The 19,554-nt window shown below is 34.6% G+C and carries 18 protein-coding genes; 9 read left to right on the top strand and 9 right to left on the bottom strand.

Annotation, left to right across the window (positions count from 1 at the left end; translation table 11 throughout):
* Positions 1–5: 5 nt before the first annotated feature.
* The 4 genes from EOV51_RS06830 to EOV51_RS06815 form a co-directional block, all read right to left on the bottom strand.
* Positions 6–1,238, bottom strand: a complete 1,233-nt coding sequence (locus EOV51_RS06830; RefSeq protein ID WP_128151200.1) for a sulfate adenylyltransferase subunit 1 — start codon at positions 1,236–1,238, stop codon at positions 6–8.
* A 38-nt stretch (positions 1,239–1,276) separates the two neighbouring features.
* The gene (gene cysD, locus EOV51_RS06825; RefSeq protein WP_128151198.1) at positions 1,277–2,182 is read right to left on the bottom strand and encodes a sulfate adenylyltransferase subunit CysD; all 906 of its coding nucleotides are present in this window, start codon (positions 2,180–2,182) and stop codon (positions 1,277–1,279) included.
* 29 nt (positions 2,183–2,211) lie between these two features.
* Positions 2,212–2,913 carry a phosphoadenylyl-sulfate reductase gene (locus tag EOV51_RS06820; RefSeq protein WP_128151196.1) on the bottom strand — a complete coding sequence of 234 codons (702 nt, stop codon included), beginning with the start codon at positions 2,911–2,913 and terminating at the stop codon, positions 2,212–2,214.
* A 491-nt stretch (positions 2,914–3,404) separates the two neighbouring features.
* Positions 3,405–4,808 carry an amino acid permease gene (locus tag EOV51_RS06815; RefSeq protein ID WP_128151194.1) on the bottom strand — a complete coding sequence of 468 codons (1,404 nt, stop codon included), beginning with the start codon at positions 4,806–4,808 and terminating at the stop codon, positions 3,405–3,407.
* A gap of 265 nt (positions 4,809–5,073) precedes the next feature.
* On the opposite strand from EOV51_RS06815, the gene hutU reads away from it, so the two are divergent.
* The 5 genes from hutU (at position 5,074) to EOV51_RS06790 (ending at position 11,959) form a co-directional block, all read left to right on the top strand.
* Positions 5,074–6,741, top strand: coding sequence for a urocanate hydratase (gene hutU, locus EOV51_RS06810; protein WP_128151192.1), 1,668 nt, complete (start codon positions 5,074–5,076; stop codon positions 6,739–6,741).
* 91 nt (positions 6,742–6,832) lie between these two features.
* Complete coding sequence (gene hutI / locus EOV51_RS06805) at positions 6,833–8,068, top strand: imidazolonepropionase (RefSeq protein WP_128151190.1); 1,236 nt, start codon at positions 6,833–6,835, stop codon at positions 8,066–8,068.
* Positions 8,069–8,072: 4 nt separating this feature from the next.
* The gene (gene hutG, locus EOV51_RS06800) at positions 8,073–9,029 is read left to right on the top strand and encodes a formimidoylglutamase (protein WP_128151188.1); all 957 of its coding nucleotides are present in this window, start codon (positions 8,073–8,075) and stop codon (positions 9,027–9,029) included.
* A gap of 19 nt (positions 9,030–9,048) precedes the next feature.
* Positions 9,049–10,587, top strand: a complete 1,539-nt coding sequence (gene hutH / locus EOV51_RS06795) for a histidine ammonia-lyase (protein ID WP_128151186.1) — start codon at positions 9,049–9,051, stop codon at positions 10,585–10,587.
* 208 nt (positions 10,588–10,795) lie between these two features.
* On the top strand, positions 10,796–11,959 hold the full coding sequence (locus EOV51_RS06790) for a pyridoxal phosphate-dependent aminotransferase (RefSeq protein WP_128151184.1): 1,164 nt from the start codon (positions 10,796–10,798) through the stop codon (positions 11,957–11,959).
* A gap of 50 nt (positions 11,960–12,009) precedes the next feature.
* On the opposite strand, the gene ftsY is transcribed toward EOV51_RS06790, so the two are convergent.
* From ftsY to lnt, 5 genes are all read right to left on the bottom strand, one after another.
* Positions 12,010–12,966, bottom strand: coding sequence for a signal recognition particle-docking protein FtsY (ftsY, locus tag EOV51_RS06785; RefSeq protein WP_128151182.1), 957 nt, complete (start codon positions 12,964–12,966; stop codon positions 12,010–12,012).
* A gap of 88 nt (positions 12,967–13,054) precedes the next feature.
* A complete protein-coding gene (locus EOV51_RS06780) occupies positions 13,055–13,207 on the bottom strand; it encodes a DUF4295 domain-containing protein (RefSeq protein WP_128151180.1) in 153 nt (50 codons plus the stop codon).
* A gap of 7 nt (positions 13,208–13,214) precedes the next feature.
* On the bottom strand, positions 13,215–13,397 hold the full coding sequence (gene rpmG / locus EOV51_RS06775; RefSeq protein WP_128151178.1) for a 50S ribosomal protein L33: 183 nt from the start codon (positions 13,395–13,397) through the stop codon (positions 13,215–13,217).
* Positions 13,398–13,422: 25 nt separating this feature from the next.
* Positions 13,423–13,662: a 50S ribosomal protein L28 gene (gene rpmB, locus EOV51_RS06770; RefSeq protein WP_128151176.1), complete on the bottom strand. Its 240-nt coding sequence runs from the start codon at positions 13,660–13,662 to the stop codon at positions 13,423–13,425.
* A gap of 83 nt (positions 13,663–13,745) precedes the next feature.
* Positions 13,746–15,416, bottom strand: coding sequence for an apolipoprotein N-acyltransferase (gene lnt / locus EOV51_RS06765; RefSeq protein WP_128151174.1), 1,671 nt, complete (start codon positions 15,414–15,416; stop codon positions 13,746–13,748).
* A gap of 47 nt (positions 15,417–15,463) precedes the next feature.
* On the opposite strand from lnt, the gene EOV51_RS06760 reads away from it, so the two are divergent.
* From EOV51_RS06760 to uraH, 4 genes are all read left to right on the top strand, one after another.
* Positions 15,464–16,855, top strand: a complete 1,392-nt coding sequence (locus tag EOV51_RS06760) for a rhodanese-like domain-containing protein (RefSeq protein ID WP_128151173.1) — start codon at positions 15,464–15,466, stop codon at positions 16,853–16,855.
* Between the two features lie 20 nt (positions 16,856–16,875).
* Entirely contained in the window at positions 16,876–17,592 is a 717-nt protein-coding gene (locus EOV51_RS06755; protein WP_128151171.1) for a hypothetical protein, read from the top strand.
* Between the two features lie 159 nt (positions 17,593–17,751).
* Complete coding sequence (locus EOV51_RS06750; RefSeq protein ID WP_128151169.1) at positions 17,752–19,017, top strand: DUF2130 domain-containing protein; 1,266 nt, start codon at positions 17,752–17,754, stop codon at positions 19,015–19,017.
* A gap of 83 nt (positions 19,018–19,100) precedes the next feature.
* On the top strand, positions 19,101–19,514 hold the full coding sequence (gene uraH, locus EOV51_RS06745; RefSeq protein ID WP_128151167.1) for a hydroxyisourate hydrolase: 414 nt from the start codon (positions 19,101–19,103) through the stop codon (positions 19,512–19,514).
* The last annotated feature ends 40 nt before the right edge of the window (positions 19,515–19,554 follow it).

Below are 19,554 nucleotides of genomic sequence, written 5' to 3'. Positions count from 1 at the left end.
ATTTTTTAAAGGAACATTAAGGCTCCTACTGTATTATATGTGGTTTCATCAATTAAAATGGCATTCCCGTTTTTAGGATTATCTTCAAAAGAATCGTAAAAAATCGGCTGATTGGAACGCAGGGAGATCTGACCGATATCGTTTAACTTAATTTCGTTTGTCTGATTAAACTCCCATTGATTGATATCCCATTTTTGATCGATTGACTGAATTTTAACTCTTGCAGTTTTAAACCGATGCTGAAGAATATAGGTTTTTCCGGTTTGAAGAGGTGTAGTATCCAACCAGCATATCCAGCTTTTTAGTTCATTGGAAGAATGGGGAAGTTCCGTAGTTTTTACCAGAGTATCTCCTCTGCTGATGTCAATGTCGTTAGCTAGATGAATCACCACATTTTCTCCGGCTCTGGCTTCTTCCGTTTCCTTTTGATGCCGTTCAATTTTCTCAATGGAGGTTTCTATACCTGAAGGCAAAACTTTCACCTTATCTCCTACCTTGTAATTCCCGCTCAGCACTTGTCCGGCATATCCTCTGTAATCGTGATGCTCTTCATCTTTGGGACGTATCACCCACTGTACCTGAAAACGGGAAGCCTGAAGATCTCTGGCAGGTGTTTCAATATGTTCCAGTGTGGTTAGTAAGGCATCCCCCTCAAACCAAGGAGTTCTTTCCGATTTAGTGACAATGTTGTCTCCATTTAATGCACTGATAGGAATATAGGCGATTTCATCGTACCCCAGATTTCCTTTAATTTTTTCAAAATCCGATTTTATTTTAGTAAAAACTTCCTCTGAATAATCTTCCAAGTCTATTTTGTTAACCGCAATAATTGCTTTTTTAATACCCATCAGAGACCCTACACTGGCATGTCTTTTTGTTTGTACGGTCACTCCTTTACGTGCATCAACCAAAATAATAATTAGGTCTGAATTTGAGGCTCCCGTTATCATATTACGGGTATATTGTTCGTGCCCAGGCGCATCGGCAATGATAAACTTACGTTTGCCTGTTGAAAAATATTTGTACGCAACGTCTATGGTAATTCCTTGTTCTCTTTCGGCGCGAAGCCCATCGGTAATTAAAGACAGATCGATGTCTACTCCTTCTTGTTTTGTTTGTTTTTGAAGAACCCCGAGCTGATCGGTGTGTATACTGTCTGAATCGTAAAGTAACCTCCCTATGAGGGTACTCTTCCCATCGTCTACATTTCCTGCGGTTATGAATTTAAGTGTGTTCATTTTTTACTTTTTAAATCTGCTTAGATGAATTGAATGTGTTAAAAATACCCTTGTTTTTTCCTGTCCTCCATAGCTGCTTCAGAAAGCTGATCATCCAGTCGGGTCTGCCCTCTTTCACTAATTCTTGTGACAATAATCTCATCTATAATTTCCTGAACCGTGGAGGCGGTTGAGGGAACTGCCGCTGTACAAGTCATATCTCCCACTGTACGATACCTCACTTTTTCCACCGTTACTGTATCTTCTGGTAAAGGCTGGATAAATTTAGAGGTAGCAACCAGTTTATCCTGATGTACGATACATTCTCTATCATGAGAAAAGTAAAGTCCCGGTAATTCTATCTCATTCTGCAGTATATAATTCCATACATCTAACTCTGTCCAGTTGCTGATTGGAAAAACCCTAACATTGTGTCCTTTTTGAATTTTACCGTTTAATATATCCCAAAGCTCCGGCCTTTGTAATTTAGGATCCCATTGTCCAAAGTCATCGCGAACCGAAAATATTCTTTCTTTTGCACGTGCTTTTTCCTCATCTCTTCGGGCACCTCCTATACAGGTATCAAATTCATTTTCCTGTATTGTATCAAGTAGCGTATAAGTCTGCAAAGAATTTCGGGAGGGAAATCTACCCTGGGTTTCTTTCAGGTTATATTTCTTTATACTTTCTTCGACTGACCCCACAATGAGTTTTTCTCCTATTTTGTTTACCAGATAGTCTCTGAATTCAATAGCTTCCGGAAAATTATGACCGGTATCTATATGTACCAGTGGAAAAGGAAATTTTCCGGGACGAAAAGCTTTCAGGGCCAGATGTACTAAAACAATGGAGTCTTTTCCTCCGGAAAACAGGAGCGCCGGCTTTTCAAACTGGGCGGCTGTTTCACGAAGTATATAAATGGCTTCGTCTTCCAGCTGATTAAGGTAATTTTTTGATCTGTTCATGCTTATATTTTATTTTTTTTAGAGTATGTTTAGCTATGCAATCCGCATTCTTTTTTAGAGGCATCCTCCCACCACCATCTTCCTGCGCGAAAGTCTTCACCTTCAGCTACTGCTCTTGTACAGGGAGCGCAACCGATACTGATAAACCCTTTATCGTGTAAAAGATTATAGGGTATGTTTTTATTTTTTATATATTGATCTACTTCATCTGTGGTCCAATGAAGCAGTGGATTATACTTATATAATTGATAGTGGTCATCCCACTGGACAATATCCAGGTTGTTTCTGTTTGCGGAATGTTCGGCTCGTAATCCGGTGATCCATATTTTTGCATTTTTAAGTGCTCGTTGTAAAGGCTCTACCTTTCTGATGTGACAGCACTGCTTTCTAAGCTCAATACTTTCATAAAAAGGATTTATTCCGTTATTATTGACAAATTCTTCTATTTGAAGGGTATTTGGATAGAAAGTCTTAATATTTTTCCTGTATTTTAATAGTGTTTTACTCCAAACCGAATACGTTTCCTGAAAAAATCTACCGGTATCCAGAGTGAAAATTTCAATATTATTAAAATCCTGAGTGAATATGGCATCGGTAATTAATTGATCTTCTTTACTGAAACTTGTAGAGAATACAATTTGTCCCTCAGTATATTCACTTAAAAATTTTAAATTTTCTTCCAGATTTTTATCTTGTTTCAAGACATTTATTATTTCCTGTTTCATTATCATGATATATGGTTTCTTAAAAATAAAAAAAGCCACTTAGACTAAGAGGCTTTATATATTAATGTACACTATTTTATTTTATCTGAATCTTTAATACGCATACCCTGGATAGCCTCCTGTAAAATTTCTTTTACAACAACAATTGCTCATTATTCTCTGTGTAAATAAAGGCTTATTAACTGATATTTCGTTTGTTAAATTCATACTAATCCAATAGGTTTTGTAAATATTAAATTTTTGATAAAAAAAACTCCTCAAATGGAATCTGAGGAGTTTTTATATATTATAAATGTTTTATGACATTAAACAATAGTGATAATCCTCCTCATTTACTGAGCAGCAAGTACACATTGTTAAACATAAAACCTGATTTGTCATTTTTAAATCTTTTACAATTACAAATTTATTTTATTTTTCAATACCACCAACTTTTTTTCTTATTTTTTTTTAAAAAAATTGTTCCCATAAAAACTAGTTCACTGAATAACAATACATTAATCATTCCCATGAAGATATACCACCTCCTCTTCATCTTTTTTAACTGCTAATAATTGTTTTTTTTTATTCATCAGCCAATAACTGATAAACAAAACTACAACCAACAATATACCTATCAGAAGAGAAATTCTTGTTTCTTCGAAATAACCTAATACTCCAATAACAAAAAACATAAAAAGTATGGTTAATATGGGAGTTACAGGCCAGAAAGGCATCCTGAATTTTAATTTTTGTTTTTCTTCTAGAGTCATTTTCTTTCTCATGAAAAATTCGGCAAATAAAATTATTAACCATACCCAAATGGTTACAAAGGTTGCTATAGCAGCTATCATGAAAAATAATATATCGTGATAAAAATAATTTAATACAACTCCGATAAGTAAAAAGGCTATCATTGCAGATATTCCTGCAATAGGAACAGAATGAGAAGTAAGCTTGGTAAGGATGCTTGGGGCTTGTTTTTGTTTTGCCAGACCATACATCATACGTACAGCTCCATATACATCACTGTTAATTGCTGAAATTGCTGCTACGATAACCACTACATTGAGTACATGTGCAGCAAATTCTATATGCAGATTTTCAAAGATAACTACAAACGGACTTCCTTCAGTACCTATCCTGTTCCAGGGAAATAAACACAAAATTACGCCCAACACCAAAACATAGAAAAACAAAATACGAAAAGGAACCGAGTTTATAGCTCTTGGAATATCTTTATCCGGATTTTTGGTTTCACCTGCCGCTAAACCAATGATTTCTATGCCTCCGAAGGCAAACATAACAATAGCAAAGCTCGAAATGAATCCTGAAATGCCATTAGGCATAAATCCACCGTTGATCCACAAATTGTTTATATTAGAACTTTCAAATCCTTCAAAATTTCCAAACAACAAAACACAACCTCCGGCGATCATTAAAAAAATCGCTATAATCTTGAGTAGTGTGAGAAAAAACTCAACTTCTGCAAAAATTTTAACTGAAAACAGGTTTATAGCACCAATTATCAAAGTAATTCCTAAAGACCAAATCCAGGGCGAAACACCGGGATACCAGAATTTCATATAAATTGAAAAGGCCGTAACGTCTGCTAAACAAACCAATATCATTTCAATGACATACATCCATCCCGTAATAAAACCGAAAACAGGACTAAGATAATTGGATGCATATCCAGCAAAAGAATCGGAAATAGGTTTATATAAAACCATTTCTCCGAGTGCCCGCATTACCATAAATATGACAATTCCTCCGATAAAATAAGCCAGTAACACCGACGGGCCTGCCAGTTTAATACCTTCTGCAGCCCCATAAAACAAACCGGTACCTATAGCAGATCCCAACGCTATAAAAAATATGTGCCTTGAAGTTAATTTCTTTTTCAGCTCTTGTTCTTCCATAATTTTTTTGGGTTTTAGTTTTTGATTTGCGGGCTAATATAAAAAGTTAAAAATAGAAATAATTAACATAAATTGAACAATAAATTATTTTATTTATATAAATTAATTTTATTCAAATATCTTATCTTATCATAAAAAATCAATGATTTTCAGTAATTAAATTTTCTATATTTACCCCAATCAAAAACACTAAGGATGGCCTATCTGGAAAAATACATCCTTAAATCCAATACATAATTAGTACAATTTATAAATTTTAAAAACTATGCCACATAGAATTGACAAAAGTCGTAGTATCCAATCCCCAAGGGGAAATCAGTTAACTTGCAAAAGCTGGCAGACAGAAGCTGTTTACAGAATGATTCAGAACAATCTGGATGCAGAAGTAGCCGAACATCCGGAAAGCCTGGTTGTGTATGGCGGAATCGGCCGGGCTGCAAGAACCTGGGAATGCTTTGACAAAATACTTGAAGTTCTTAAACGTTTAGATGATGAACATACCTTGTTAGTTCAGTCGGGAAAGCCCGTAGGAGTATTTCCTACTCATAAAGATGCTCCCAGAGTGCTTATAGCTAATTCTAATATTGTTCCTAACTGGGCAACCTGGGATAAGTTTCATGAGCTGGATAAATTAGGGCTTATGATGTATGGACAGATGACTGCAGGTTCGTGGATTTATATTGGTTCTCAGGGAATTGTGCAAGGTACATATGAGACGTTTTGTGCTGTTGCTAAGAAACATTTTAATGGAAAATCACAAGGAAAATGGATTCTTACCGCCGGTTTGGGTGGTATGGGAGGAGCTCAGCCACTGGCAGCAACTATGGCAGGCTTTAGTATGTTAGCGATTGAATGCGACGAATCCCGTATTGATTTCCGTCTGAAAACCCGCTATGTAGATAAAAAAGCAAAGAATCTGGAAGAAGCACTTTCTATGATTGAAGAGTCTCATGGACAAGGCAAAGCTGTTTCTGTAGGACTTTTAGGAAATGCAGCTGATATTTTTGAAGAGCTGGCTCAAAAAAATATTGTTCCAGACGTAGTTACTGATCAAACCAGTGCTCACGATCCTATCAACGGATATTTGCCTTCCGGCTGGACCATGGAACAGTGGAAAGAAAAAAGGGAAACCAGCCCGAAAGAGGTGGAGTCTGCTTCACGTAAAAGTATGGCCAAACAGGTAAAAGCTATATTGAATTTACAAGAAAAGGGATCGATAGCTTTAGATTATGGCAACAACATACGACAAATGGCATGGGAAGAAGGAGTTCAAAATGCTTTTAATTTCCCAGGCTTTGTTCCTGCTTACATAAGGCCTCTATTTTGTGAAGGTATAGGTCCATTCCGATGGGTTGCCCTTTCCGGTGATCCGGAAGATATCTATAAAACAGATCAAAAAGTCAAAGAGCTGATTCCAGATGATCCTCACTTACATAATTGGCTGGATATGGCAAAAGACAGAATTGAATTTCAAGGGCTTCCGGCCCGAATCTGTTGGGTAGGACTAAAAAACAGAAAGCGTCTGGGCCTTGCTTTCAATGAAATGGTAAGAAACGGAGAACTGAAAGCGCCTATTGTAATTGGAAGAGATCATCTGGACTCCGGATCCGTAGCTAGCCCTAATCGGGAAACCGAGGCTATGAAAGACGGTTCTGATGCTGTATCTGACTGGCCTTTGCTTAATGCCCTTTTGAATACTGCAGGAGGAGCTACCTGGGTAAGTATTCACCATGGCGGAGGTGTTGGTATTGGTTTCTCCCAGCATTCGGGAGTCGTTATTTTATGCGATGGTAGTGAAGATGCGGATCGAAGGCTAGCCAGAGTGTTATTTAATGATCCGGCCACCGGAGTTATGCGTCATGCAGATGCCGGATATGAAATTGCCATTGATTGTGCTAAAGAAAACGGACTTGACCTTCCTATGATAAGTTAAATTAATTGAGTAAATTTTATTTTATCACATGGAACATTTATAAATATTCCATGTGATTTTTTTAAAGTTCAACCCACCATAAATATCTATTATGTTTAAAATAAAAAAAGGGGATATAGTTTGGCAAAATGCCAGAATTGTTACTCTTGATGATTCTGTTGAAACAGAATATAATATACTTCAAAATTTTGATTTAATTGTTAGGGATAACAAAATAGAGGCTTTAGTTGAAGAAGGCCAGGTTGATTATCCTGAATATATAAATAAAATAGATGCTGAAAACGGATTATTGATTCCGGGTTTTATTGATTGTCATACTCATCTGGTTTTTGGAGGTGACAGAGCAAAGGAATGGGAAATGAGATTAAATGGAGTTCCTTACGTTGAAATTGCACAAAAAGGAGGAGGTATTAACTCTACGGTTAAAGCTACCCGAATCTCAGATGAAAACACTTTGTATAAACTAGCTGAAGAAAGATTAAATGCTTTGATTCTGGAAGGAGTTACCACACTTGAGTCTAAATCAGGTTATGGACTGGATCTAATCAATGAGCGTAAGCAATTGAAAGTATCAAAAAAATTAGGTTTGAATCATCCGGTTGAAATAGTAAATACACTGCTTTCCGCTCATACAGTTCCTCCTGAATATAAGGATAAATCTGACGAGTATATGGAACTTATCTGCTCTGTAATACTTCCTACTTTATGGAAAGAAGGATTATTTGAAGCTGTGGATGTATTTTGTGAAAATGTTGGCTTTACTTATGCTCAAACGAAAAAGCTTTTTGAATGTGCAACCACTATGGATATTCCGGTAAAAGGACATGTGGATCAACTCTCTAATTTAGGCGGTAGCGGATTGGTTGCTGAATTTAACGGTCTGTCAGTAGACCACATTGAATATCTGGATGAAGAAAATATTAAAAAATTAAGCAGATCCAGAACTGTAGCAACAGTATTACCTTTAGCCTATTATTTTCTCAGGGAAAAACAGAAGCCTCCCATTGATTTACTTAGGAAATATAAAATCCCAATTGCCGTTTCTACCGATCTTAATCCTGGAACGAGTCCCTTCGCTTCGCTTCGGCTGGCAATGAATGCTGCCTGTGTACAATTCGGATTAACACCTAAAGAAGCTCTTTTAGGGGTAACCAAGAATGCTGCAAAAGCTTTGAAAAGAGAAAATACTCACGGACAAATAAAAAAAGGATATATGGCTGATTTTTGTATCTGGAACGTTAAAAATCCGGTGGAAATCTTTTATGAATTAGGTAGAAATCCCTTGAAATACAGAATATTTCAGGGGAATATTACACATAAATTCTGATATTATGAAAACATTCTGGGAAAAAACACCTGCTGAAGTCTGGCAGGGCAGAAATGATTTAGAAGAAAGCGCTACTGCTTTACGAGTATTCCAATCAATCATTAAAGAAGAGAGCTTTAATCCTGAAAAATATCCGGAACAAATAGCTTTGTTAGGATTTTGCTGTGACGAGGGAGTACGAATTAATAAAGGAATCACAGGAGCAAAAAAAAGTCCGGACATCCTTAAAAAAGCTTTGGCAAATTTTGCTTACCATCCGCATCCTCTTTCATTGATTGATATGGGAAATATTATTTGTAATGGTCTTCTTTCCGAAGGTCAGCAACTTCTTACAAAATATGTTGAACAATGTCATTCCCAAAGTATGAAAACTCTAGTTATCGGAGGAGGACATGAAACTGCTTTTGCTCATGGTATGGGTTTATATAATTCATATCCTGATGCAACTATAGGAATTATTAATCTGGATGCTCATTTAGATATCCGATCGAATAATAAATATTCTTCGGGAACCCCTTTTCTTCAATTATTTGAATATTGCAAATCAAATAACCGAAACTTTAATTATCTCTGCATAGGTGCGAGTAAAGCTGCTAACACCCAAGCCCTGCTTGAGACTGCTGAGAATTTAAACGTTCGTATTATATGGGACACTGAGTGCCAATATTTACATTTAGATCACATTAATCAGCAAATACTAGATTTTATTGCAACAACTGACATTATTTATTTGACTATTGATTTGGATGTTTTACCTCCTTCTTCAATGTTTGCAGTGTCTGCACCCAGCTCATTGGGAGTGGATGCTACTCTTTTACATCAATTACTTCCCGTTATTTCCGGTACTAACAAATTAGCCGGAGCTGATGTAGTAGAATTTAATCCTCTGCTGGATCGTGATTCTCTATGTGCAAGAGTAGCCGCCAGATTTGTATGGGAACTTTTTTATCATTGGAAATAAACTAAACAACAAAATTATAATGAAAAACCTATTATTAGACGGAAATCATCTGACTTTAGAGGATGTCGTTGCTGTCTCAAGACATCATTGTAAAGTAAATTTAACTGAGGATGCAATATCAAAAATTAACCAATCAAGAGAATACGTAGACCAACTCGTAGAGTCCGGTGAAATTGTATATGGGATTACCACTGGCTTTGGAGATTTCAGTTCTGTGCATATTTCTAAGGATCAAGCAGTAGAACTTCAAAGAAATCTTATTATCAGCCATGCCTGTGGAGTTGGAAATCATTTTTCCGAAGAAGTTACCCGGGCTATCATTTTATTACGCCTGAACAATCTTGCAAAAGGTTTCTCGGGAATACGACTCAGCACTATGCAGGTTTTGGTGGACATGCTTAACAAAGGATTATATCCTGCAATTCCGGAAAAGGGATCTTTAGGTGCCAGTGGTGATCTTGCTCCTCTGGCTCATATGGTTCTACCTATGATAGGTGAAGGTGAGGCTTATTACAAAGGAAAACTTCTTCCGGGTGCTGAAGCTATGAAAGAAGCCGGAATTCAAATCATTGAGCTGGTTTCCAAAGAAGGTCTGGCATTAATTAACGGTACACAAGTTATGACTGCCGCCGGAGCTTTAACATGTTATGACTCTATCAATTTGATGAAACTGGCAGACATTTCGGCTTCTTTGTCTATAGAAGCTCTTCAGGGAATTACCGATCCATTTATTCCTGAACTCCATGCCTTACGACCTCATCAAGGACAAATAAACAGTGCTAAAAATTTACTTTCTTTGCTAAACGGGAGTGAAAGGACTACCCGACAGGGTGAAATCCGTGTTCAAGATGCTTATTCATTGCGATGCGTACCTCAGGTACATGGAGCCAGTTGGGATACTTTTAACTATGTGAAAAATAAAATTGAAATAGAAATAAATTCTGTTACAGATAATCCTATTATATTTCCAGAAAAAAAATTAGCAATTTCCGGAGGTCATTTTCATGGTCAACCCATGGCTTTACCTTTTGATTTTTTAGGGATAGCTATTGCTGAAATAGCTAATATTTCTGAACGTAGAATTGAACGATTAGTAAATCCTTCCCTCAATAATGATTTACCTGCATTTTTAACTCAACAGGGGGGATTGCATTCCGGTTTTATGATTACGCAGTATGTAGCTGCAGCCTTAGTTTCAGAAAATAAAGTTCTGGCGCATCCGGCAAGTGTAGACTCAATACCTTCTTCTGCAAATCAGGAAGATCATGTAAGTATGGGCACAATTGCAGCAAGAAAAGCTCAAAATATTTATCAAAATACAAAAAATGTAATTGCCATTGAGTTGCTTGCGGCTACTCAAGCGATTGATCTTGCAACTGATTCTTCAAATAAAAAATTAGGAAAAGGAACCCAAATCGCCTATAATATTATCAGGGATCAAATTGAACCATTTTCCAAAGATAGAGTTATGTATCCGGAAATTAATAAAGCTGCCAATATAATTGACAGTGAAAGTATTGTTAATTCAGTCGAAAAAGAAATCGGACAGCTTTTATAAAATAGTTATAGATAAGAAAAGCGCATAAATTTTAAGCGCTTTCCTTATCTTAATTTTTCAATAAAACTTTTTATTTCACAATTTTGTTATTTTTTGGGTTTGTAAATAAAGCTATGCAATAACTGAAATATTACAAATTACTACCTAATATCTTTTTTGATATTATATTAATTATTAACTTGCCTATGCTTATATTATTCTATTACTTATGAACAGAAGAGATTTACTAAAATTATCCGGAACGGCTTTTGCCGGATTACTTTTTACAGGAATAACCCGTGCAGGTTCTACAGTGCTTACAGAAGAGTTCGAAAGCCTATCGAATAAAAATGACTCTCCTTTATTACTTAATTTTAATGAAAATAGTCTTGGAATTTCTTCAATGGCTGAAACAGCCATAAAAAAAAGTTTAAAAAATTCATTTAGATACCCGGATGCTGAAGCTTCCAATTTAAGGAAACAACTGGCGGATAAATTTAACGTAACTCCTTCCCATATTAGTCTGGGTTCTGGCTCTTCAGATATTATACGAGCTATCACTCATTTCTGCATTTTTAAAAGTCTACAGGAAAATAAAAAATTACAAATTATATTACCAGACCCGACTTTTGATTTAATTGCAGATTATGCAGAAAATTTAGGTGTTACCATTTCCCGAATTCCTCTTGATAGTAATTTTCGCATGGATATAACTGCAATGAAAAAAGCTGCAGAAGAATTTAACGGCGTATCTCTATGTTATTTATGCAATCCCAATAACCCTACTGCTACTTTAACTTCTTCCGATAGTATTGAAAAATGGATAGCAGATGCTAATCCAGAAAATACATTTTTTTTAATGGATGAAGCATATGCCGAATATGTTACTGATTTAAAATTCCAAAGTGGTATAAATCATATTTTGAATTTAAGAAATAATGTACTGGTAACTAAAACATTTTCAAAAGTTTATGCTATGGCAGGATACAGGATAGGTTATGGAATTGCAACTCCTGAAACAAGTAAAAAAATAAATGCATTCCTGTCCGTTGACAATCTCAATATTTCCGGTCTGGTAGCAGCATCTGCTTCTTTAAAGGATTCAGCCTTTTTAACCCGAAGCTTATCTTCTACAAATTCTTCAAGAAAAATAACTGAGACGGCTATGAATGAGTTGGGAATCCGATTTTTACCCTCTCAGGCAAATTTCATTTTTTATCATATTCCCGGAGATTTGAAATTATACATCCAGCGTCTTAATTCTGAAGGAATAAAAGTTGGGAGAATATTTATTCCTCTCACTCAATGGAACAGAGTAACACTAGGAACTCCGGAAGAAATGAAAATTTTTGTAAAGACCTTATATGAATTTAGAAAAAAAAGGTGGATTTAAATCCACCCTATATACTGTATAATTATTATTTTTTATATAAATTTTATTATCTAATTAGTTTTAAAGAAACTATCAACAAACTCATATTTGTTAAAAGGCTGTAGATCGTCCATTCCTTCACCAACACCAATATATTTAACTGGAATTTTAAATTGATCAGATATACCTATAACCACACCCCCTTTAGCAGTTCCATCGAGTTTGGTTATAGCCAGAGCAGTAACTTCCGTAGCTGCGGTAAATTGTTTAGCCTGTTCAAAAGCATTCTGACCGGTTGAACCATCTAATACCAATAGCACTTCATGGGGAGCATCAGGAATTACCTTTTGCATAACTCTTTTAATTTTTGAAAGCTCATTCATCAGGTTCACTTTATTGTGCAGACGTCCCGCAGTATCAATAAGAACTACATCAGCATCCTGCGCTTTGGCTGACTGTACGGTATCAAAAGCAACGGAGGCCGGATCAGAACCCATCTCCTGCTTAACTATAGGCACACCTACTCTTTCTGACCATATAACAAGCTGATCAACAGCTGCAGCTCTAAAGGTATCAGCTGCTCCCAAAACAACTTTTTTACCCTGCTGCTTAAATTGATGAGCCAACTTCCCAATAGTTGTCGTTTTTCCTACTCCATTTACGCCTACCACCATAATTACATATGGCTTTTTATCTTTAGGAATTTCAAATTCAGAATCGGAGTCTTTATTTTCAGCCAAAAGATTCATGATCTCTTCTCTTAAAATCTGATCTAATTCAGAAGTATTCATGAATTTATCTCTGGCTACCCTTTCTTCAATTTTTTTGATTACTTTGACAGTGGTCTCTACTCCTACATCAGAAGAAATAAGGACTTCTTCCAACTCATCCAGTACCTCATCATCCACTTTGCTTTTTCCTGCAATCGCTCTTCCTACTTTATCAAAAAATGATTTATTGGATTTCTCTAATCCTTTATCAAGTGTTTCTTTTGTCTCTTTCCCGAAAATTTTCTTAAACCAGCTCATAAACTATTATATAAACACAAAAATAAAAAAAATCATTCACATAAAAGTGAATGATTTTTTAAAACCTTAAAAACCTATGTTATGAAAACTATTTCTGTTTTAAAAATGCATCAACGCTGTCTGCATTTACAACTTTTTCATCAAATACGTAAGCACCTGTTTTAGGAGACTTAACCATTTTGATTACTTTAGTCATTTTTTTAGATTCTGTACGTAATGTAGCTACAACCTTCTTTGCCATGACTTAATTATTTAATTTCTTTATGAGTTGTGTATTTCTTTAATACCGGATTGAATTTTTTCAATTCAATTCTTTCCGGAGTATTTTTTTTATTTTTAGTCGTAATGTAACGAGACACTCCCGGCATTCCGCTTTCTTTATGTTCAGTACATTCTAAGATTACCTGTACTCTGTTTCCTTTCTTTGCCATTTTCTTTTGTAATCTAAATTAAATTTTAGTAATTGACAAGACCTTGTTTACGAGCTCTTGCTACAGCTTCTTCAATTCCTATTTTATCTATAATTCTTAAACCATGTGCTGACACTTTAAGAAAAATCCAAGCGTCTTGTGATGGTAAGTAGAATTTTTTTTCCATCAAATTTATCTCAAAACGTCTTTTCGTCTTGTTATTAGCATGCGACACATTATTTCCTACCATTGCACGCTTTCCTGTTATTTGACAAATTCTAGCCATTATTCTTTATGTTATGTAAATAAATTTTCTTGTTTTGAATTGGGTTGCAAATTAACAAATAAAAATTCACTCTTACAACTTTTTTACTTTTTATTTTTAAAGTTTATTTGTGATGTCTTTGTTTTCCTAGGTTTCAACCATACTATAATTATTTTAGATAAAACATAGGCTATAATTATTCCGGCAGCAATTAATGAAATCCTTGCAATGACATCACCATATTTGGAATAAAAAGTTAATTCTGAATTTAAATTAATTTCTCCTTTCAATGCTCCCCTGTATCCGTAGGGCAATTGCTCAATTATATCTCCTTTTTGATTAATAAAAGCGGATATTCCACTATTGGCAGAACGCGCTATGTCTCTACGGGTTTCAATTGCTCTTAGCCTTGCATAAGCTAATAATTGTTTGTGCCCTTGAGAATCACTCCACCAGGAATCATTTGTCATTATAAACAGAACGTTAGCTCCGCTTTTAACATATTCGCCTACGTATTCTCCGTAAATACTTTCATAGCAAATGACCGGTGCTATTTTTGCTTTATTTTTTTTATTGGTAAAGACTGTAGGGTGATTTTGAGTTCCCAAACTTTCCATGGTACCTCCAAAATTTAACATGTAATCTCCAATCAATGGCTTTAAGATCGAGGAATAAGGAAAATGCTCTACTCCTACGACCAGTTTGGATTTATTATAATGTTGTATGGTACCCGGTAAGTCTAACTGTATAGCTGAATTATAAAGATCTACCCATACATTTCTGTCTCCTGTATATCGTGCGGTTGGGGTTTCCTGACCGGAATAAGCTTCGGCTAATGAAACTCCGGATACAAAACTGATCTGGGAATGCTTCATTTTCATCCACCTTCTGATACTATCTATGTAAGGATCATTTTGAAAATTATTAACATAAACAAATCCTCTCCCGGGGAAAGCGGTTTCCGGAGCTACAATAAATTTTGTTTTATTTGTTATAGTACTATCTACAGATGATAATATACCGCTAAGAACTGTTTCTCCGCTCTGGGTGTATTTTTCTGTATATGGATCTAAATCCGGCTGAGCTAAAACAACCTCCAATGATTGCTCCGATTTTTCCTGATACGTTCTATACATTACCAAAGACAGGGCCACAGGAACACCGATAACCAGGATTGAATAATAAACGGGTTTCCAGATATAAATTTTTTCACGAGTTACCTGAAAGGCTCTAATATGATAAAATATAATTAAATTTATAATTATAATCCAGAGGGTTCCTCCAAATGTTCCGGTTACTTCGTACCATTGAATAATTTGCGGATACTCTGCAAATGCATTACCCAAATTAAGCCAAGGCCAGGACATTTCCCAGCTAAGATGAAATTTTTCGAAACAAACCCAGATAATAGGGAAAAAGAAAATCCCATACCATGTTCCGGCTCGTTTTTTAACAAAATGAAACAGAATAAAAACCAACGACATGAGAAGACTATTAATAAAAACCGGAAACAGAAAAGCCATCCAGGAAAGACTACCATCAGGATTTTGAGAATAGTGTAGCCATTGAGTTGCTCCATAGTTCCAGATAAAAAAAGATATATAGGAATATCCAAATACTTTTCCGTAAGAACGTTTTTCTTTTTTTACCACTATTTCATGCTCTAAAAGCAATAACGGAACAAATGCCAAAAAGAGTAAAAAGGGGAATCCGTACGTTGGCCACGAAAAGGCAAAAAGCAATCCGCTAAGTATCGAGTAAATAAATCTTTTCATATCCTTACAAAAATAGTTATTTTTGACTTTTAAAAACATCCCCTTTAATGAAGAATTTATTTTTCATCTTGTTTAGTCTTCTTTTTTTATTGCTTTCATGTAAAAGTGGTAATTTAGGACATACAAATAATACTGTATACGACACACCTCCTGAAATTGGCAGGTTAACTACAGATATACCCAGATATACGGTTAATTCACCGGCAAATTCAGAGTCCAAAAAACCTACTTCCGATAAAGACGGTCAAAAGAAGCAAAGCTCTGATGTAAAAAAATTGCAGCCAAAAAAAGAAAAGGCAGTTTCTTCACAAAAAAATAAAAAATCCCCTCTGACTTATTCTGAAAAAACTAAAAAAAAATCAGAATTAACTGATAATCGTTTTATAGAAAAACCCAGTCGTACTGATTCTCATATTACAAAAAAAACAAACCGAATAAACAGTGATAGCGTTAGTAAGTTAAAAGAACCTAAACAAAAAGAGAATAAAAAAGTCTATTCATCCGAAGCTTCCCGCAAAGGAAATAAACCAGTAAAAAAGACTGACCTATCCAATAAAACATATGAAAATACTCAATTATCTTCTGCTTCCTCACTTTCTGAAGACTCTTTAAAAATTATTGCTTATAAAAAGATTTTATCAAAAAAGATGGCTAACCTGACTATTAACAATGAAAAATATATTAGAGCTAAAGCTATTTTAGACAAAAACCCTAAAAGCAAACTGGCATTAAGCAACTACAATTTAAATAAAAAGAATTTAGAAAATGATATTTTAGACAAAAAGGTTATAGAAGATCAATTATTTAAATTAACAAGAAAAAGAAATAAGGTTATTGCTACCCCAAAAACGGAATCCATAACTAATATACAGACAAATCCTTTACCGGAAAATGTTGATATCTCCGAAGAAAAATCCATATCAATTGAAACTGTCACAGAAGAAATGACAAAGGATGTTACTTCTACTAAAAATACTTCTTCTGATGAAAATGAGGAAATTGGCACTCCTGAATTTACGATTTCGGAAGAAAAAACTACTGAAGCACCTAAAACAGTTGAGGTATTTGAATCAAAACCTTTAGAAAATGAGGAAGAGTTTTTAGATACAGAAGCTATTTCAGCGATTCGGAATTTAAATACAGCAGATTTTTCATGGGAAGTAGGAATTAAACTTACTCAAATTGTTGATGTACGTTCGCTGGATGAGTTTAAACAGGGACATATTTATGATGCGGTAAATATGGATATAAGTTCATCAAATTTCAAACTGCAAATTCATTCTTTAGATAAAAATCATCCGGTAGCTGTTTACAGTGAGGATGGGGTAAGAAGCTTAGAGGCCGCAAAAATCCTTGAGGAGGCTGGTTTTACAATCATTTATAATTTACAGCCCGGATTAATTCAATGGATCAATGAAAAAAGAGACATTTTTAAGTAACCTTAAACAATCCTAATATCATGAAAATATTCATTCTTTCACTTCTATTTTCTTTTTTATCCTTGATAGTTATAAGTTGCTCCATTGCAGAAGAAATTACTTTTCATCCGGATGGTCGTATTAAATATTCATATACCATTGATGGCAGTAATTTCATGCAAATGGCTCCTACTTCCTCATCGTCTGCTTTTAAAGGTATGACAAAAGATTCTACTATTTCTTTTTCAGATCTTCTTGAAATGCAAAAAGACAGCATATCTAAACTTCCTTTAAAGGAACAAAAAAAAATAGTTGCTCTGAAACCTTTATCTATAACTATGCATCAAGATGAAGACAAGCAAGAATTTTTCATCAGATTACACGGTATGTTCACTAATAGCAAAGCTCTTAATGAGGCGTTAGAAGGTCTGCAAACATTAAACTCTGCTAAAAATACTCCGGGGGAAAATACAGAGTTTATGGCTAAAAGTACTTATGATTGGAATACCTCTCGTCTCGTAAAAACTTCGTATGTTTCAAATGCTATGAAGACTGATTCTTTAGCACAAAATTTAACACAAATGTTTACGGGAGGCAAGTATCAGGTGTTATATAAATTCCCGAAAAAAATAAAACATGTAAATCATCCAGAAGCTATAATTTCTGCAGATAGAAAAAGTGTTTCTATTGAGTATGACGCTCAGGAATATTTAATATCTCCTGAAAAAACAAATTTAATTATTGAACTCGAACAATAGTCTATACACAATGCGCATGTCGTGTTACTAATAAAAAACCTTTTACTTTATTCTATATTTGAAAATGCTTAGCGTATAAACTATGAAGGTTTAAAAAACAAACCATTTACATATTTTGTATATTTGATTTCTCTATGTTTAATCAACGATTATAACTTTATGAATCAGCAAACTCAAATAAAATGCCCCAATTGTGGTACTGAAATAGATGTAAATGATATCCTGAAACATCAATTGGAAGATACTATCCGCAAAGAATATAAGGAAAAATTCATGGTTTCTCAAAAAGAGCTACAGGATAAAAACCTTTTATTGGAAAAAGAAAAGGAAGATTTTGAGGCTAAAAAAAAGAAGGAGAATGAATTATTTCAGGAAAGGCTTAATAAAATAACAAAAGAAAAGACCTTAGAAATTGAATCTTTACTAAAGAAGAAAATAGAAGACGAAAATAAAGAGCGTATCTCCTTGTACGAAAAAGAACTTGCAGAAAAATCTGAAAAAATACAGGAACTTAATAAAATGCAGGCGGAGATATATAAGCTTAACAGGGAAAAAGAAGAATTGCGGGCTTCTATTGAGGCTGAATCTCAGAAAAAAATGAATGAACTTCTTTCTCTGGAAAGGGAAAAAATAAGAAGGCTGGAAGACGAAAAGAATGAGCTAAAAATTAAAGATCTTTTGAAACAGCTTGAGGATCAAAAAAAACTTACGGAAGAAATGAAACGTAAGCAGGAATTAGGTTCTATGCAATTACAGGGTGAAGTTCAGGAACTAGCAATAGAGGAATGGTTAATGCAAAATTTTCCTTTAGACAGCATTGGAGAGATTAAAAAAGGTGTTAGAGGAGCTGATTGTATTCAGATCGTAAATACCCGAGAAATTCAAAATTGTGGTTCGATCTATTATGAAAGCAAAAGGACTAAAGACTTTCAACCTACTTGGATTGAGAAGTTCAAAAACGATATACGTGATAAGAAAGCTAATATAGGTGTACTGGTTACTGAGGTTATGCCCCAGGGTATGGAGCGAATGGGGATGAAAGAGGGAATATGGATTTGCACCTATGAAGAGTTTAAAGGACTTAGTGCTGTATTAAGACATTCAATAATACAATTCAGCAGCATTTTAAAATCACAGGAAAATAAAGGTGACAAAATGGAAATGCTGTATGACTTCCTTACAGGAAATGAATTTAAACTTCGGGTAGAGGGTATTGTGGAAGGATTCAGCCAGATGCAAGACGACTTGGTCAAAGAAAAAAGAATGATGATGAAAAGCTGGTCTCAAAGAGAAAAACAAATAGATAAAGTTATTGAAAATACCATCTCCATGTATGGTTCTATTAAAGGTATAGCGGGTAATGCCATACAAAGCATTAAGGCGCTGGAACTTGATGATTCTGAAAATTTAGATTTTGAAGTTTAACATAATTACTGTTATAAAAATTATTCATTTAACTGACTAACATAAGTTCTTGTCTATCATTACTAATTTAAAAAAATTGAATTATGAAAAAAAAACTTTTTCTATTAATTTTATGTGTATTTACATACTTATCAATTTATTCACAAGAACAAAAGTTTCAGTTAAGTACACATATTCTTGATATTACCTCCGGAACTCCAGCCTCAAATGTTTTAGTAAATCTGGACAGACTTACACCTGATGGAGAATGGGTATTCATTAATAAGCTTTATACTGAAGCGAACGGGAGAATTAACTCATTTCTTCCTTTATTTAGTGAAAATGGAAATCCCGGCCTATACCGTTTAACTTTTTACACGGAATCATACTTTAAAAGTAAAAATACAGAGACGTTTTATCCATATATTCAAATTGTATTTGAAATAAAAGATAATAAACATTATCATGTCCCTATTACTTTAAGTCCTTACGGCTATTCTACCTACAGAGGCAGTTAATTTTTTATTTAATTCCCTCAGTTATGCTGTACAGTTGTTA

Source organism: Apibacter raozihei (genome assembly GCF_004014855.1).
GTDB lineage: Bacteria > Bacteroidota > Bacteroidia > Flavobacteriales > Weeksellaceae > Apibacter > Apibacter raozihei.
Note: the sequence above shows the minus strand (reverse complement) of the source record. Positions and strands in the feature narration are given on the sequence as shown.